The organism is Paraburkholderia sp. BL9I2N2, from assembly GCF_004339745.1.
In the GTDB taxonomy this organism is placed as follows: domain Bacteria; phylum Pseudomonadota; class Gammaproteobacteria; order Burkholderiales; family Burkholderiaceae; genus Paraburkholderia.
This window is the reverse complement of the sequence record NZ_SMGP01000002.1, coordinates 404,585-421,112: the sequence shown is the minus strand read 5'-3', so window position 1 is coordinate 421,112 and position 16,528 is coordinate 404,585. Positions and strand designations below refer to the sequence as shown.

Below are 16,528 nucleotides of genomic sequence, written 5' to 3'. Positions count from 1 at the left end.
ATTGGCGCCCAGTGTGAAAGTCACGCTATGATTCATCAAGCGACATGTTTTCACCAATGTATGAGCCAGATTCATATCCAACCTGATTCGTTCAACGCGGAGCCATCCCATGCTTGAGCTTCGCCACTTGCGTTCGCTGATTGCCATTGCCGAGTCGGGCAAGCTGGTGGCGGCCGCCGAGCGCGTGCATCTGAGCCAGTCGGCGCTCTCGCATCAGATTCGCGATATCGAGGCGCACTACGAGGTGTCGCTGTTCGAGCGCACCAAACAGGGCTTGCGCTTTACCGCCGCCGGCGAGCGGCTGCTGGCGCTCGGCCGCGAGACGATCGCGGCGGTGAGTGCGGCGGAGCGCGATCTCGTGCGTCTGAAGGGCGACACGCGCGGCGAGTTGCGCATCGTGCTGGAATGCCATACCTGCTTCGACTGGCTGATGCCGGTGATGGACGAGTTCCGCCGGCGCTGGCCGGAAGTCGAAGTGGATCTGGTCGCCGGCTTCCACGCGGACCCGTTGCGCTTGCTGAGCGACGGCAAGGCCGATGTGGTGATCGGCTCGAAACCGGCCACGCGGCGCAGCCTGCATATCGCGCCGCTATTTCGCTTCGAGATCCTGGTGGTGATGGCCAACGAGCATCGGCTGCGCAACAAGCGCCGGGTGGTGTCGGACGATCTGCGCGACGAGACGTTGATCACCTATCCGGTGCCCGAGGCGCGCATCGATCTGATTCGCCAGGTGCTGGAGCCGGCCGGTATCAAACTCGAACGGCGCACGGCGGAGCTGACCATCGCCATCATGCAACTGGTGGCGAGCCGCCGCGGGATCGCGGCGCTGCCGAACTGGGGCGTGAAAAATTACGTCGACCACGATTACGTGCTGGCCAAACGCGTCGGCACACAGGGACTGTGGAGCGAGCTGTACGCGGTGGCCGCGAAAGGCTTCGCGAGCCGGCCTTATTTCGATGATTTCGTCACGATCGTGCGCGATACCTGCGCGGCGCAACTCGACGGCATCGAGTTGCTCACGGCGGAAGGCCAGGCGGCCTGACGGCCGCCCGGTCACTTCAGCGGTACATCACGAACCCGATTTCAGCTGCGCCCACAAGCGGCCTTCCAGACGCTTGATCTGCGCGGGCAAGGGCTTGAGCAGAAACAACGTTTTCAGCACGGGCTCAGGCGGATACACGGTCGGGTCGTTGAGAATTTCCGGCCGCACGAATTTGCGCGCGGCGGCATCCGCGCTCGGATAGAACACGGTGTTGGTAATGTCGGCGTGCACTTCGGGGCGCTCGATCACGCGCCGCCTGAAATTTCGCAAGCTCTGCACCGTCTTGCGGCAGCGACGCCGCTATCCTAGCGCCATGATGAAGCCCAGCACCGAACGTGACTACCGCCGACGGATCGCCCGCGTGGTCGAGGCGATTCTGCTCGAACCCGGCGCGCACCACACGCTCGAGAGCCTCGCCGCGGTGGCGCATCTGTCGCCGTTTCATTTTCATCGCGTCTACCGCGCGCTGACGGGCGAGAGCGTCGTGGAGACCGTGCAACGCCTGCGGCTTGCGCAAGCGGCGCAACGGTTGACCGATGCCGCCGCGTCGGTCACCACGGTCGCGCACGATGCCGGCTACAACAGCCCGCAGGCTTTCGCGCGGGCGTTTCGCGGCTTCACCGGTGTTTCGCCGAGCGAGTTCAAGGCGCGCCAGAAACGTCTGGCGGCGCCATGCACGGGCAGGTCGGCGGACGCACCGCTCGCCGCGTCACGGAACAACGCCCCGGCTCCGGCGTTGCCTGCCGTCGAACTCACGGAGATCGCGCCGTTCGACGTGCTCAGTCTTCGGCATGACGGGCCGGTCGCGACCATCGGCCAGACCTTTCGCTCGCTCATGACGATGCTGCATTGCGACGAAAACGCGGCGATGGATCAGCGCGTGGGCATCTGCGTGCGCGATCCCGCGGTAAAGGACAGCTTCAGCTATCGCGCGGCGATTGTCACGGGGCCGCATGCCGTGGCCGTCGAGATGGACGACGCCGTCGAACCCTTGCGGCTCGAAGGCGGACTGTATGCGGTGCATCGGCTGATCGGCCCGTATGCGCTGATCTCGCCGACCTTTCGCGCACTTTACGGCGGCTGGCTGCCGCAAAGCGGCTTTCTGCGCGACCGGCGTCCCGCGCTCGAGTTGTATCGCAGTCCACTGGTCGCCGGTCTGCAGCAGACGTGCGTGACCGACCTGATGATTCCAATCCGCAAGGACTGACCATGTTTCGTGTGAGCTGTGCCGTCATCGCCAGGCTGGCGTGTGCGGCGGCGTTGTGCTGGGCGGGTGCCGCGTCGGCGGATCAGGTCGACTTGCATGTGGGCGAGACGACGCGGGTGTTTCATCCCGCTGTAGCCCGCAATTGGCGCGGGGCGAAGACCGAGGCATTGGTGACGCGCATCTGGTATCCGGCCGATACGTCGGTGCCGCAGACGCCGCGCGAGATCGGCGCGCCCGGTCATCCGATTTTTCACGGCCACGCCGCCGCCGACGATGCGCCGCTGTCCACCGCGCGCACAAGCTACCCGTTGCTGGTGCTTTCGCACGGCACGGGCGGCACCGCGGACAGTCTCGACTGGCTGGCCGCGGCGCTCGCCGCGCAAGGCTATGTCGTGGCCGGCACCAATCATCCGGGTAACACCGCGGCGGCGCCGCTGACCCGCGACGGCTTCATGCTCTGGTGGGAGCGCGCCACTGACGCGAGCGAAGTGCTCGACGGCGTGCTCGCCGATCCGATGCTCGGCCCGCATGTGGACCGCGAGCGGATCGGCGCGGTGGGGTTCTCGCTGGGCGGTTACACGGTGCTCGAACTGGCGGGTGCGCGGACCAATCTGCAGGCGTTCGAGCGCTTCTGCACGTCACCCCAGGCCGACGCCATCTGCCATCCACCAGAGGCGGCGCGGATCAGCGACGCATCGGGCGCGACGCCCTTGACGCTCGACGATCTTTCGCCGCAAACCAGGGCGTCGCGCGCACGGTCCGGCGCATCGTATCGCGATCCACGCGTTAAAGCCGTGTTCGCCATTGCGCCCGCGCTCGGTGAAGCCTTCGACAGCGCCTCGTTCGCCGACGTGACGATTCCAGTCTCGCTGCTCGCGGGCGAGGCCGACGTCACCGCGCCCGTGGCCACCAACATTCACCGCATCGCGGGCTTGATGCCCAAAGCGCATGTCGAGATGGTGCCGGGCGCGTCGCACTACACATTCCTGGATACGTGTCTCGCGGATGTGGTCGCGCATCTCGCGGGCATCTGCGAGGACGGGCCGGGCGTCGATCGTGATGCGGTGCATGCGCTGGCTGCTGATCGGGCGATCCGCTTTTTCGCGGCGACGTTGCGCGCGCGCTGACGCTAGCAACAGCGCCGTCGCGCTATCGAACCGAGCGTGGCAGCGCGCAGTGCGGCGCCGCGCTCACCACGCATTTCAATCTTCCAGCGGCGACAACGCCTCGAGCGGCATCTTCTTCTCCGCCCCGATGCTGATCGACGGCACGAACAACAGCAGCGCGACCACGAAGATCGCGATGACGAAGAGCGAGATGAACGTGAGGTGCAGCGACTGATGCAATACCGCGCGGATCATGTCGCTCTCGCCGAGATTGACGGCCTGATTCTGCAGCAGCGCCCTCAACTGATCCGAGGTGACCACGGCCGCGCCATTCGAATGACTGAGCCCGAAGTTGAGTACCGCGCCGAACAGCGTCGCGCCCAACGTGCTGCCGAGATTGCGCGAGAAGAGGTTCGACGCGGTGGCGCTGCCGCGCTCGTCCATGCCGACGATCTCCTGAATCAGCACCAGCGAACTGACGCTCGACGTGCCCATGCCGAAGCCCATGATGAGCGAACCGAACGCGGCGACGAGCGGCGAGCCGCCGGGCGACAGAAACAGCAGCAGCACCGCGCCGAGCGGAATGAACGTGCTGCCGCCGATCAGAATGCGCCGCAAGCCGAGGCGATGAAACGACTTCGCTGCGAACGTGGCGCCGGTCGGCCAGCCCACCATCATCATCGTCAACGCGAGGCCGGCGATCACCGGCGAGCGATGCAGCACGCCCTGCACGTACATTGGCAGGAACGTGGTGGCACCCATCAGGATCATGCCGGACAGCAAGGTCGAGCCGTTGCAGGCGGCGATCGGCCGGCGGCTCCACAGCGCGAAGGAGATCATCGGTTCAGCCGCGCGGCGCTCCTGCCACACGAACAGCAGCACGCACAGCACGAAGGCTCCGCCCGCCATCAAGGCTTGCGCGACCTGGTCGTCGCCGGCGTAAGTGAGCGCCATCATGAGCGCGGCGATTGCCGCCATGAACAGCGCCGCACCGCCGAAATCGATCGAAGGGCGCGCATGCCGTTCCGATTCGCGCAGGAACGCGATGAAGCCCGCCGCGGAGGCGAGCCCGATCGGCACGTTCATCCAGAAGATCCAGGCCCACGACATGTTGTGAATGATGAAGCCGCCGACCATCGGACCCACCACCGCCGAAATCGCCCAGACGCTCGCGAGATAGCCTTGCACCTTGCCGCGTTCGCGCGCGGGATAGAGGTCGGCGACGATGGTCAGCGTGACCGGCTGGATCGCGCCCGCGCCGACGCCCTGAATCAGACGGAACGCGATCATCGCCGGCATCGACCAGGCAAAGCCGGCCAGCACCGAGCCGATCAGAAAGATCGCGATGCCGGCCAGCACGATCGGCTTGCGGCCATACAGGTCGGCGAGTTTGCCGAAGACCACGGTCATCGCGGTCTGGGTGAGCAGGAACGACGAGAAGACCCAGCTATACAGATGCAGATCGCCGAGTTGCGCGACGATCTGAGGCATGGCGGTGGAAACGATGGTGGCTTCGATGGCGACCATCGCCATGGACGCCATCACGGCGGCAATGACGAGAGGACGCGACGATTGCGGGTTGCGGGACATGGGCCAGGAGTTAGTATTAGGATATAAGGCACGTCGGGCGGCGTGGCCAAAAGCGGGCACACCGTGACGCATCAGCACGACCGTACGAGGACGGCCGGTGTCGAGTATGCACCCTGCTGAGAATGTGCGCTGACCCTGGGCGGCCTTGCGGACCACGCCGCCTTGGCACAGCGTTTGCGCGTTCGAAGCTTTCTTTCGACAAATGGAGGGTCATCATGAGGATCGAATTCACCGGACGCCGTGAAGTCGTAGCAGCGGCACGCGTCGCCTTCGAAGCCAATGTCGACGGGGCCGACGTCTGGTGTAGCGTGTCGCTGGATGCGCTGAACGACCATTTCGGCAACGACGGCCCATCGGCCCACAACCTTGTCAATACCTTCGAGGCGAATCGCACGCGGATTGAAAACGCTACACGCCGGGTCCTCGAAAAAAACGGGGGACAGTCCGTGGAACTCGAGACTGGCGATTTCAACAGGGCCTGAGCGGCCCGGTTTCTGATTGACGATGAGTCCGGCGCGCGCGCCGGGCTCGTAAGCCACTCGACGGTTGTTGTTCACACGCAACCCGTTCACGCCGCGCACACCCATCGCCGCGCGTCTTTACCTTCAAAAACGCCTCGTCAAAGCGCAGCGCATCGCGATTGCTGCGTTTCGATGACCGATTCTTCCAGATTCCATAAAGGACTGCTCCAGGCCACGGGCATTCGTTTCCGATGCCCGCGTTTCTATACTCGCGTCGCTGTTCAACCTGACATTTCAGCTACGCAGGAGCATTGACGTGAAAAAGATTTCCGCCGCGGTTGCGGCGTTTGCAGGACTCGCCGCCGCCACCGCGCATGCGCAAAGTTCGGTCACGCTGTACGGCCTCATCGACGCCGGCGTGATGTACACCAACAACGTGAAGAAGGGCAACTCGCAGGGTGCGCTGGTTCAGGCGACGAGCGGCAACATCAACGGCAGCCGCTTCGGCTTGCGCGGCGCCGAGGATCTCGGCGGCGGAATGCAGGCGATCTTCGTGCTGGAGAACGGCTACAACGTGCAGAACGGCAAGCTCGGCCAGAATAACCGGCTGTTCGGCCGTCAGGCATTCGTCGGCTTGAGCAGCAAGCAGTACGGCACGTTCACGCTCGGCCGCCAGTACGACTCGCTGGTCGACTTCGTCGCGCCGCTCTCGGGCACGGCGGGCACCTTCGGCGATACCGGGTTCGCGCATCCGTTCGACAACGACAATCTGAACCACTCGGTGCGCATGAGCAACGCCGTGAAATACACGAGCGCGAATTATGCCGGTCTGAAGTTCGGCGGGATGTATGCGTTTTCGAACAACACGGACTTTGCGGTCAATCGTGCCTATAGTGCCGGCGTGAGCTATGCCAACGGTCCGTTCAAGGCGGCTGCAGGCTATTTGCAGATCAACGGTTCGAACTCGACTACCAATACGGCCGGCGCAGTCGATCTCGGCGAATCCGCGGCCAACGGCACGGGCGGCTTCCAGCTCGGCGCCGATGTGCAACGCACTGCCGGCGCCGCGTTGAGCTATGGCTTCGGTCCCGTGACGGCCGGCTTCGTCTATACGCATAGCCAGTTCCAGAACACCGCGTCGTTCGGCGCCACGCATGGTTCGATGCGCTTCGACAACTACGAGGTGAACGGCAAGTACACCGTGACGCCGGCGCTGAGTCTCGGCGCGGCCTACACGTATACGAACGCGCATGTGAGCGGCACGTCGAGCTTCGGCTCCGATCCGAAATGGAATCAGGTGAACCTGCAGGCCGTCTATGCGCTGTCGCTGCGCACCGACGTGTATGCCGAAGCGATGTACCAGCACGTGAGCGGCAAGGGCTACACCGCGTTTATCAACACGGCGGGCGGCGCGTCGTCGACGGGCAATCAGGTGGTCGGCACGGTGGGGATCCGCACGCGCTTCTAAGCGTGATTTCTCCAGATTCAGGAACAATCCCTTCGACGGGCGGCCATTATTCTCTGAGGAATCGGCGCCTATATTGAGTTCACTGGTTGCACGGAGAGTGATTCGAAGTGCCGCTGACCATCAATTCCCGGAGGTTGTTTCCATCATGAAGTCCCTGATCAAGGCCGTCGTTATCGTTGCATCGCTGGCTGCTTCGGCCACTGTATTCGCCCAATCGAATTCCCGCATCACGCGCGAGCAGGTGCGCGCGGAACTGGTTCAACTGCAACAGGCCGGCTATCACGTCGGCGACGGCGATCAGACGCGTTATCCGGAAGCGATTCAGGCCGCGCAAGCGCGCGTCGCGGCGCGCAACGGCGAGACCAGCGGTTATGGCGGCAGCGTGGTGGGTTCGTCGCAAAGCGGCCGCCCGGCTGTGTCCGCAGCGGACTGGAACGCAATGTACAGCCGTTGATTCGACTGGCCCGACGCAGTGTGTGTTGGGCCACGTTGGAAAGGACTCTTCCAGCGCGGCGTATAGATAGGCTTCGTCGGTATCGGTAAAGTAGTCATGCACGCACGGTTTCCGGTGTGCGAGCGAGAGAGTTGGCCCCGGCTGGTAACAGCCGGGGCTTTTTTTTGTGCTTCAGTGAGGCATGAAGATGTCGTGATGAAGGGGCCTCGTTGCTGCTCGCGCCTGCAGGTTCGTCGAGTTCGTGGTTGCGGCTGCGGTATAGTCGCGCGAATAGATCGCCTGCGTGCTCCCGGCTTTCGTATTGTCGCGGGCACCGCAGGCTCATTCTTTGATTTATCTGGAGAACAACCGTGCAGGAAATCATCGAAGGCTTCATCCGCTTTCAACGAGAAGTCTTTCCGCAGCAGAGCGCATTGTTCAAGCGTTTGTCGATGGCGCAAAGTCCCAGTACGCTTTTCGTGACGTGCTCGGACAGCCGTGTCGTGCCGGAGCTGCTGACGCAGACCGAGCCGGGTTCGCTGTTCGTGATCCGCAATGCGGGCAACATCGTGCCGTCTTATGGTCCGGAGCCGGGCGGCGTGTCGGCGACCGTCGAGTACGCGGTGGCCGTATTGGGTGTTCGCGATATCGTGATTTGCGGCCACTCGAATTGCGGCGCGATGACGGCGATCTCGACGTGCAAAAACCTCGACCATCTGCCGGCGGTGGCGGGTTGGCTGCGTCACGCGGATGCGGCCAAGGCCATCAACGCATCACGCACTTACCATTCGGACGCGGAGTGTCTCGAAGCCCTGGTCAAAGACAACGTGATTGCGCAACTTGCGAACATTCGCACGCATCCGTCGGTGGCAGTCGGGCTCGCGAACAAAACGCTGCGGCTGCACGGCTGGATCTTCGATATCGAAAGCGGTGCGATGCTCGCGCTCGACGGACCTACCGGCAAGTTTTTGCCGCTGGCGGACAACCCGGACATTTACGCCGTCTAGCTTGATGTTTGAACGTGAGAGGCGCACGATGAGGCGTCGCGTGCGCGACCAACTTTCACGGCTCATGCCGGTTCGAACGGTACCGCTGGGGCGTTGCTCATGACATAGGAGGCGAGCCATGTGCGGCCGTCATCTGGCTTCCCCCATGCGGCGCAATCTGCTGCTGGCTGGTGCGTCGTCGATCACGCTGGCGGGTTTGTCGCGGCACGTTGCCGTGGCGGCGCAGCCCGCGTCCGGCAATGCGCCGAATTCGATTCCACCAGCTGAAGCGCTCGACCGCCTGATGCAGGGCAACGCCCGCTACGCCGCGAATACCCCTTCAAACAAGGACTATTCCGCTGACCGCGCGGCGCGTGTCTCGGCGCAGTATCCGATTGCCGCCATCGTCGGCTGCGCGGATTCGCGGGTCGCGCCGGAGCTCGCCTTCGATCAGGGTCCGGGCGATCTGTTCGTGGTGCGCGTGGCAGGCAATTTCGTCAACGACGATATTCTCGCGAGCCTCGAGTATGGCGTCGAGATTCTCGGCGTGCCGCTTATCATGGTGCTCGGGCACACGCAGTGTGGCGCGGTAACCGCCACGGTCAAGGCGCTGAAGGACAGAACCCGTTTGCCCGGCCATCTGCCGGAACTGGTCCGCGCGCTCAAACCCGCCGTGCAAATGGCGAAAGTGGGCCACGGCGAGGATCTCGTCGAGCAAGCCACGATCGAAAACGTCAAGTTGAATACCAACCGGCTGATCGTATCCAGACCGCTCATCGGGCCATACGTGAAGAGCGGCAGGGTCAAGATTGTCGGCGGCGTTTACGATCTGGCGACGGGCAAGGTCACGCTGCTCTGACGCGCTTCTCGCTCGTCAGCCGCTGAAGCAGCGAAACGCGAGGCTGATGCGCGGCTCCGTCATACCCGCAAGTTTGGGAATGCCGTGCTCATGGGTAAATTGCGACGCATAGCTCATGACAAGACAACTGCCGGCCTCCAGTTCGACGTGCACGATTCGTCCGGCACCGGCACCGGCACCGGCACCGGCCTTGGGCCGGATCGACATGCGCCGGGTCGCGCCGAGCGAGACGATGGCAATCGGCTGAGCAGGCACGAGCTTCTCTGTCTTGTCGCTGTGAAGCGCGACGCTGTCGCTGCCGTCGCGATAGAGATTGAGACCGACGCGATTGAACGGCGCGCCCACGAGCGCGCGCACGGCTTCGAATGCTTCGCCCAACGGCGCGGGCAGATCGTCTGCTTCGCGCGCGAAGGTGGCGAGCAGGCGCGGCACGGCGACCTCGCGCTCGTACATCATGCGCTGCTGACTGAGCCAGCCGACATTGCGCAGCGCCGCCTCGAACCACGCCTGGGCCGTGTCGGCCGGGATCGACTCGGGCAGATAGCGGATGCCGCCTTCCTCGTCATGGAGGAGAGCGACGGGCTCGGGCGCGAATAGGGCTTGCTGGGACACCATGATTCCGACGTGTGCTGGGCGCCGCCGGTCGGAAAACGAAGGGCGGCTCGGGCAAATCATTATACTGTGTTTTTATACAGTATTCATGACCTGCCACGACCGCGCGACCGCCCTCCGTGCAGCTTCACTCGCCTCGGCTATACAGGTCGAGCAGCTTCAGCGTCACGCCATTCGTCCAGCCGAAGCCGTCCTGCAGCGGATATTCGCCACCGCCGCCGCCGCCCGTTCCCGCGCCTTCCACCACGTATTTCTCGACCAGTTTCTGATCTGACGCATAGACGCCTTTGACGTCGGTGAGAAAGCGCGTGCCGATCTGTTGCGCGAGCGCGTCCTGGCCATAACGCTTCAAGCCCTGAATCGCCGCCCAGTGCAGCGGCGCCCAGCCGTTCGGCGCGTCCCATTGCTGCGTCGTGTTGTAGGTCGTCGTGACGAGGCCGCCCGGTTGCAGCAAGGTCGACTGCACCTGTTTCGCCGTCCTCAGCGCGCGATCCGGCCACGCCGCGCCGACAAACAGCGGAAACACCATCGCCGCGGTCTTGTTGTCCCGCGGTTTGGCGAGCTGCCAGTCATAGTCGCCGTAATAGCCGTTGGGATTCCACAGATAGCGGTTGATGCCGAGCGCACGCTTCGCGGCGCGTTGCGCGAATTCGCCGACGCAGCGGAAATCCCGCGTCTCGCCGCAACCCTTGGCGATGGTGATCTCGAGGTGGAACATCAGGCTGTTCAGGTCGACCGGAATGATCGACGTGGTGCGCACCGTCGCGAGCGTCATGTTGTCGCCGAACCAGCGCGAGCTGAAATCCCAGCCGCTTTCGGCGGTCGCCCGCAATTCGCGGTAGACGTCGTTCGGATTGCGGCCGCTCGCCTGTTTCGCGGTCTGGATGTCCTCCAGATACGATTCGTCGCGCGGCGTGTCGAGCTCATCCCAGTAGCGGTTGAGCACCGTGCGATCCGGCATCACGACGACGTTGCGCGTGGCCGAGCCGGGTTGCGTGGTGTTCTCGCCCTGCATCCAGTACGCGTATTCCTTGCGCAACGCCGGCAGGTACTTCTGGTAGACGCCGTGGCCTTCCACCTTCGCGGCGAGTTCCACCATGTGCGAGAAAAACGGCGGCTGTGAACGGTCGAGGTAGTACGTGCGATTGCCGTTTGGAATATGGCCGAAGGTTTTGATCTCGTACGCGAAGTTATCGAGCATGTCGTCGACGAGATTTTCGTTGCCCGATTCCTGCAGCCCCAGCATCGTGAAATAGGTATCCCAGTAGTAGCCTTCGCGGAACCGGCCGCCCGGCACCACATACGGTTTCGGCAACGGAATCAACGAGCTGTTCGGTGGCGCGCTCGTGGTGGTGCGGGTCAGCGCGGGCCATAGCCAGTTGATGTGTTCACGCAGCGTCTGGTTGGCGGGCGGCGTGATGACCGGCTCGCTCGGCGGCGTGAAGTACTGGTTGACGAAGTTCGCCAGAGAAAAACCGGTAGTGTTCTTCTGCTGCTCGTACAACTGCACGATCGTGGCGGGATCGGCGTTCGGCGTTGCATCGACGAAGGTCTTCTGGTCCGGATAAATCTGCGCGGTTTGCACGGCCACGAAGAGGTCGCCGTAGAGTTTGTCGGGCGCGGGCGGAAGCGTGCCGCCGACCTGGGTGTCGGCGTGGCAGACGCCGGCGAGACTGATCAGGAAAACGAAGCTTGAAGCGGCCGCTATGCGGTGCAGCCTGATGGATTCAGTGGTGCGGAAAGAGGTGCGAGATGCGATGTCGGCGCGCCCGAAGCTGCGCAATTGCGATGACTCAATCATGTCTCCTCCAGAGGAATGGACAACAGGATTGGTCTGCCTCGCGCCCACGGTTTCTTCTTGGGATGACCAGGGCGTGGCTAGCATCGCACAAATTACGGGGCGTTACAAACGGCTATGCGAACGGCATGCGCGAGATGCGCATGCCGCTGCGCTGCACAACCAGCCGCGCCGGCGGTTTTACTTTTGCTGCCGGCCCGCTGAGTTCGACTTCCTCTAGTTCGACGTCACGAGCGAATCGGACGGCACGATCCGCAGCGTGTTCGGATTGCTCGCCGCCGGGTTCGACCACAGCAGATGCATGCTGGCCGCACCGGTGCCGTGCACATACTCGACCTTGATCGACGCGCGCTGCTTCGCGGCGAGCCAGGTCTTGCCGCTTACGGTGGATTGCGTCGAGGTCTTCTTGTCGATGATCTTCACGCCGTTGATCCACAGGCGCGCAACGTTGTCGCTGTCGATCGAGAACGTATAGAGGCCGTCCTGTGCCGCCTGGATCGCCCCGGTCCAGCGCACGCCGTAGTGAGTCGCGTTGATGCCCGCGGAGGCGTCAGGCGAATCGGTGCCGCGCTCGGTGTTCAGATCGAAGTCGATCAACGGCGTAACCGAGGTCTTGACGGGCGCGCTCGCGAACGTCGGATCGTTGTAGTAGCCAACTTGCAGCACCGGCAGCTTCACGTTGAAGCCACCTGTCAACGCCTGCGTCTCCGAGGTCTGCCACGGATGGCCGTCCGGATAGATCGTCCCCTGGAAGGGCGTAGCCGGTTCGACCGTGGCGGGCGCGCCCGGCACCTGGCCCCAGTGGAAGCGCGTGTTGGTGCGGCCGATCATCAGCTCCCACACGATGAACCCCGTCGTGCCGCCATAGTTCGACACGATGCCCGGCATGGTTTGACCCGTGGTGCCGGGGAAGCCGCGCTGCAGCGTTTCGGAATTCAGCGCGCTGACATTGCTGCCGTTCACCGGACCCGTGTACGGGTTGCCGTACGGATGGAACGCATAGAAGTCGGAGAAGTACGTGCCTTCGTCTTCCTGCACTTGCGGCGCGTTGATCGGCTGCGTCGCGCCCGCGTTCAGGATGGCGATGCGCGCATCGTTCATCAGCGCCGCGCGGGTTTCCTGCAATGCACCATTGCCGCTGCAACCGGGTTCGTTCATCGTTTCCCAGAAGATGATGCGCGGGTCCTTGCGGTGTGGCGCGACGAAGTCGGTGATGTAGCTCGCGAGACTCGCCTTATACGTGATGGCGGAATTGGACGCGGTCGGCTGGAAATACGCCTGTTCCACCGGCGTACCCGGCGACTGCACCCACTGGCTGTTGTGCACGCCCCAGACCGGCGCCGGCTGCGGGCCGAATTGCGGCGTCGGGTTCCAGCAGTCGTCGTAGAAGATCGGCGAGACCTTGATGCCGTGGCGCGCGGCGATTTTCAGCAGGTTCTCGAACTTGCTCAGGAATGCCACACGGTCGTTCGCCCACACCAGGTAATGCAGATAGACCGCGATTGTGTTCATGCCGTAGGTCTGTGCGTACGTCAGTTCGCGATTGACGATCTCCGGATCGTAGTTCTCCCAGAAGTCGATCGCGTTCACCGCGTTGGAAGGCGTGTAGACCGCGCCGACCACCTTCGAGAAATCGTAGCTCGGCGATGTCACGGTCGGATACGTGCGGATCGTGATGTTGCTGAAGGTCGCGCCGACGCCGAAGCGCCGCAGCCCGAAGCTGCCCGACTGGAAGGCGGCGGGCAGGGCGTTGGTGGCGTCGTTCACGCTGATCACGCGCTGCTGGTCGAGGTCGACGGTGATGGCCGTGCCGCTCGTCGTGACCTTCAGATGGTGCGTGCTGCCGCCGACGATCGTGCTGACCGGATACGAGATGAAGTTGGTCCAACTGTTGTTCTGACGGCCGACCACCAACGAATGCGTACCCGTATCGAGGCCGATGAAGTAGCCGGTCAGGCTGTCGGGGCCGCCGGCCGTCGGGTTCGTGACGCGCACGATAAAGCCCGCGTTCGCGGCGCCGCTGCCGACCGGCGCGCTGACCGTCACGTCCGCTTCATACGACGCGCTCGCGTAGGTGCTGGCGAGCGCCACCGTTTTGTCGCCCGCGCCGGTGCCGTTGGTGGCCGGCGCGGAAATGGTGATGGTGGAATTGGTGGCGCCCGGCGCCCAGCCCTGGGTCGATCCCGGCGCGAGGTAGTTCGTGAGGTCGCCGAACGAAAGGGTGGTAGTGGAGACCGGCGCGGGGGGCGCCGGCGGTGTGTAGGGCGGAAGGTTGAGGGTGGGGTCGGCGATCACGAGCGGCGGGGTCGTCGTCTTCATGCCGACCGGAATGGCCTTCGCGGCCTTGAATTCGCTTTCGACGTTGGCCGTGTCGGCCGCCGAGGCCGCCAAAGCTGCCGAAGCGGCAGAGGAATCGACTGCGGCCACCTGCTTGTCCGCCGACGCTGACGCGTTCGGCGAACCGTCATTGCCACCGCAAGCGCCCAGCATGGCGAGCGCCGCAAGCACAAGGTAATTGCGCACCTGTATCTCCTGATGTCCCCGCTTAATTGATGGTCATAATTATTATTAATTCTGCATAGGGCCAGAGGCAGTGAGTCGTAGCCTTATGAATATGGAAATAGATATGAATAATATTATTAGTTTGACGGACCTGTATCCGTACTTACCCCGAATTGTTGAACGGCAAAGATTGCGCTAGGCGAAGTGGAAACCGGAGGCGAATGCGAGGCGGACCGGGTCAATGTCTTGCGCGCCCGTCGATCCTTCACGGAGCCGCAGGCATAATCCGTTTTTCCAACATTGCGAGCCGCGTAGCCGGCACGCAAAACCGGGGCGAAGCGTCGTTTTGCTCGCTCCCAGGACACTCCATGCCGCCCATCACCGCTGTCCGCACGAGCGCCGCGCCCTTGCGCAGCGTTGCGCTGATCCTCGTGTCGATGTTCTGTTTCGCGCTGGTCGATGCGCTCGCCAAATCCGTGGCGCTTGCTTATCCGGCTAACGAGGTGACGTTCTTCCGCATGCTGTTTGGCCTGCTGCCCGCCGTGGCGGTGTGCCTGCGCGGCAAGCCGATCGTCGAGCGGATCAGGCATATGGACGTGCGCGGGCAGACCATTCGCGCGCTGACGTTGCTCGGCGCCTCGGGTCTCTTCTTCGCCGGTTTGCCGTACATGCCGCTTAGCGAAGCGGTGGCGATCGTCTACTCGGAAACTTTGCTGGTGATCGTGCTCGCGCCGCTGTTGCTGAAGGAGGCGCTGAAGCCGCGCGATGCCGTGGCCGCGGCAGTCGGCTTTGTCGGCGTGCTGTTCGTGGTGCGCCCCGACGGCTCGCATTCGAGCTGGCTCGGTCCGGTCCTGCTGATGTCGAGCGCCTTCTTCGGCGCGCTATCGATCATTCAGATCAAGCGCATTCGCGCCTCCGACGATTCGGGCACCACGGTGCTGTATTTCACGGTGATCGGCACGATCGTCACCGGCGCGTCGCTGTTTTTCGCATGGCGTACGCCTTCGCTCCAGGCGCTCGCGGTGATGGCCTTGCTGGGTGGCTTCGCCACCGCCGGACAATTGCTGATGACCATGGCGTTTCGCCAGGCCGACGCCGGCGCGCTCGCGCCGTACAACTACACGAGCATCGTGTGGGCGGCACTGTTCGGCTATGTGGCATGGGGCGAGACGATCGGCGCCATGTCGCTGCTCGGCATTGCGTTGATTGTCGGCAGTTCGATTGCCGTTGCGATGCGTGGGAAGCAGGAAGAGGGGCCGCTCGTCTAGGCGTGCGCGCTGCGCTCCCGGCACTGCTTCGCAGTTCCAAATAGTCGCCAACGGAAAGCGTGCCTCGAAGCTGGCTTTTTCGGCCAACGAGGCAGGCACAATCGGACGATTCGACGCCTGAAGAATATAAATAGAAAATGGGCGCATCCAGTTCGCGTGCGACATCGTACGTGACTTGATTCCGCAGACGCGCACGTACCACGGCTGGAAGGGGGAGACGTCATGCATAGCGAACCCAGGAAGATCGTTCTCACGGGCCTCGTCGTCAGTGCTGTTGCAATCGCCGCGTATGTTTCGCACGCCAGCAAACCCTGGACGTCGACGGACGAATTCGGCTCGGCGCGCGGTGACACGCCGGCTTACCGCACGCGCGGCGACACCATCAGCGGTGCGGTCATATCCGGTCCGGTCACCGCTCGCAGCGATTCGAGCAGTGCGATGGCCGGCAGCCTGCAGGCGGCGCACAATAGCCTGCAACGCAACGATCTTGCCGCCGCACAGGCGCAATTGGACGCGGTCCATTCGGCCCATCAGGATGACGATCAGGTTCGCGCGCTGCAAAAGGAAGTGCAGACGCGCACGGATAACGAGCAGCATGCAGTGAACGCGGGGCAAGTCGAGAAGACGCCGCAACCTGCCGCGAAGCCAGCCCGGATGTCTTCGACGAAACATGCGCGGTCGCGTGAGGGCCGCCTTGCGGGCCGCGAGCATAGGAACCGTTCATCGAGTTATGCGAAGAGTCAGGCGGCGTTGGACAAGCTGGTGGCACGCCTCGACAGCAATAGCGCGCCGAACGTGAGAACGCCAGCTACCGGTGGACCTGCTATGGCAAGTCAACCGGCGTCGATTCAGACCGGGCTCAAGGTGATGCAGAGCACGAGCAGCGCGCCCGTTGCCGTGCCGGCACCACCGGTCCAACAGCGGGAGCAAAAACCGCCAGCTGCATCGTTAGTGCCAGCGCAGCCGCAAGCCGACCTGACCACGCAAGCCACGCTGCCGTCACTGCCGCTGGTTCAGTCCACGCCGTCCGCCGCCACGGGCGTGAAAACGGACGACGGCCCGAAGACACGCTCGCAGGTGCGCGCGGAGCTCGCCCGCGCCCGGGAGACCGGCGGCCTTCCCGCGTTCGGCAATCCCGATCCCGCGGGGCCAGGCGGGGCGCCGAGCCTCACCGGCGCGCCGCGTCCGTGAGGCTG

14 protein-coding genes and 1 pseudogene are annotated in these 16,528 nt (G+C 63.7%); 10 read left to right on the top strand and 5 right to left on the bottom strand.

What is annotated here, in order from left to right:
- Window positions 1-109: 109 nt before the first annotated feature.
- Window positions 110-1,042, top strand: a complete 933-nt coding sequence (locus tag B0G74_RS23820) for a LysR family transcriptional regulator (RefSeq protein ID WP_132377325.1) — start codon at window positions 110-112, stop codon at window positions 1,040-1,042.
- A gap of 27 nt (window positions 1,043-1,069) precedes the next feature.
- On the opposite strand, the pseudogene B0G74_RS23815 reads toward B0G74_RS23820, so the two are convergent.
- Window positions 1,070-1,288 (bottom strand): annotated as a pseudogene (locus tag B0G74_RS23815) (polyamine ABC transporter substrate-binding protein); the annotation flags it as partial.
- A gap of 67 nt (window positions 1,289-1,355) precedes the next feature.
- Between B0G74_RS23815 and B0G74_RS23810 the strand changes: the two are divergent.
- Together B0G74_RS23810 and B0G74_RS23805 are read left to right on the top strand one after the other, a co-directional pair.
- Window positions 1,356-2,249 (top strand): GyrI-like domain-containing protein, encoded by an 894-nt coding sequence (locus B0G74_RS23810; protein WP_132377324.1) that lies wholly within the window; start codon window positions 1,356-1,358, stop codon window positions 2,247-2,249.
- A gap of 2 nt (window positions 2,250-2,251) precedes the next feature.
- Window positions 2,252-3,376: a peptidase gene (locus tag B0G74_RS23805; RefSeq protein ID WP_132377323.1), complete on the top strand. Its 1,125-nt coding sequence runs from the start codon at window positions 2,252-2,254 to the stop codon at window positions 3,374-3,376.
- 75 nt (window positions 3,377-3,451) lie between these two features.
- Here B0G74_RS23805 and B0G74_RS23800 read toward each other — a convergent pair whose 3' ends face one another.
- Complete coding sequence (locus B0G74_RS23800; RefSeq protein ID WP_132377322.1) at window positions 3,452-4,945, bottom strand: MDR family MFS transporter; 1,494 nt, start codon at window positions 4,943-4,945, stop codon at window positions 3,452-3,454.
- A gap of 215 nt (window positions 4,946-5,160) precedes the next feature.
- Between B0G74_RS23800 and B0G74_RS23795 the strand changes: the two genes are divergently transcribed.
- The 5 genes from B0G74_RS23795 (at window position 5,161) to B0G74_RS23775 (ending at window position 9,152) form a co-directional block, all read left to right on the top strand.
- A complete protein-coding gene (locus tag B0G74_RS23795; protein WP_132377321.1) occupies window positions 5,161-5,427 on the top strand; it encodes a DUF1488 domain-containing protein in 267 nt (88 codons plus the stop codon).
- Window positions 5,428-5,722: 295 nt separating this feature from the next.
- Window positions 5,723-6,874 (top strand): porin, encoded by a 1,152-nt coding sequence (locus B0G74_RS23790; RefSeq protein ID WP_132377320.1) that lies wholly within the window; start codon window positions 5,723-5,725, stop codon window positions 6,872-6,874.
- A 145-nt stretch (window positions 6,875-7,019) separates the two neighbouring features.
- On the top strand, window positions 7,020-7,328 hold the full coding sequence (locus B0G74_RS23785) for a DUF4148 domain-containing protein (protein WP_132377319.1): 309 nt from the start codon (window positions 7,020-7,022) through the stop codon (window positions 7,326-7,328).
- Between the two features lie 350 nt (window positions 7,329-7,678).
- Window positions 7,679-8,314, top strand: coding sequence for a carbonic anhydrase (locus tag B0G74_RS23780; RefSeq protein ID WP_132377318.1), 636 nt, complete (start codon window positions 7,679-7,681; stop codon window positions 8,312-8,314).
- 118 nt (window positions 8,315-8,432) lie between these two features.
- Window positions 8,433-9,152: a carbonic anhydrase gene (locus tag B0G74_RS23775; protein ID WP_132377317.1), complete on the top strand. Its 720-nt coding sequence runs from the start codon at window positions 8,433-8,435 to the stop codon at window positions 9,150-9,152.
- 15 nt (window positions 9,153-9,167) lie between these two features.
- On the opposite strand, the gene B0G74_RS23770 is transcribed toward B0G74_RS23775, so the two are convergent.
- The 3 genes from B0G74_RS23770 to B0G74_RS23760 form a co-directional block, all read right to left on the bottom strand.
- Complete coding sequence (locus B0G74_RS23770; RefSeq protein WP_132377316.1) at window positions 9,168-9,767, bottom strand: alpha-ketoglutarate-dependent dioxygenase AlkB; 600 nt, start codon at window positions 9,765-9,767, stop codon at window positions 9,168-9,170.
- Window positions 9,768-9,891: 124 nt separating this feature from the next.
- Window positions 9,892-11,565 carry an alpha,alpha-trehalase TreA gene (gene treA, locus B0G74_RS23765; protein WP_132377315.1) on the bottom strand — a complete coding sequence of 558 codons (1,674 nt, stop codon included), beginning with the start codon at window positions 11,563-11,565 and terminating at the stop codon, window positions 9,892-9,894.
- A gap of 213 nt (window positions 11,566-11,778) precedes the next feature.
- Entirely contained in the window at window positions 11,779-14,085 is a 2,307-nt protein-coding gene (locus B0G74_RS23760) for a PA14 domain-containing protein (protein ID WP_243658294.1), read from the bottom strand.
- A 347-nt stretch (window positions 14,086-14,432) separates the two neighbouring features.
- Between B0G74_RS23760 and B0G74_RS23755 the strand changes: the two genes are divergently transcribed.
- Together B0G74_RS23755 and B0G74_RS23750 are read left to right on the top strand one after the other, a co-directional pair.
- Entirely contained in the window at window positions 14,433-15,332 is a 900-nt protein-coding gene (locus B0G74_RS23755; protein ID WP_132377314.1) for a DMT family transporter, read from the top strand.
- 222 nt (window positions 15,333-15,554) lie between these two features.
- Window positions 15,555-16,523, top strand: coding sequence for a DUF4148 domain-containing protein (locus B0G74_RS23750; RefSeq protein WP_132377313.1), 969 nt, complete (start codon window positions 15,555-15,557; stop codon window positions 16,521-16,523).
- The last annotated feature ends 5 nt before the right edge of the window (window positions 16,524-16,528 follow it).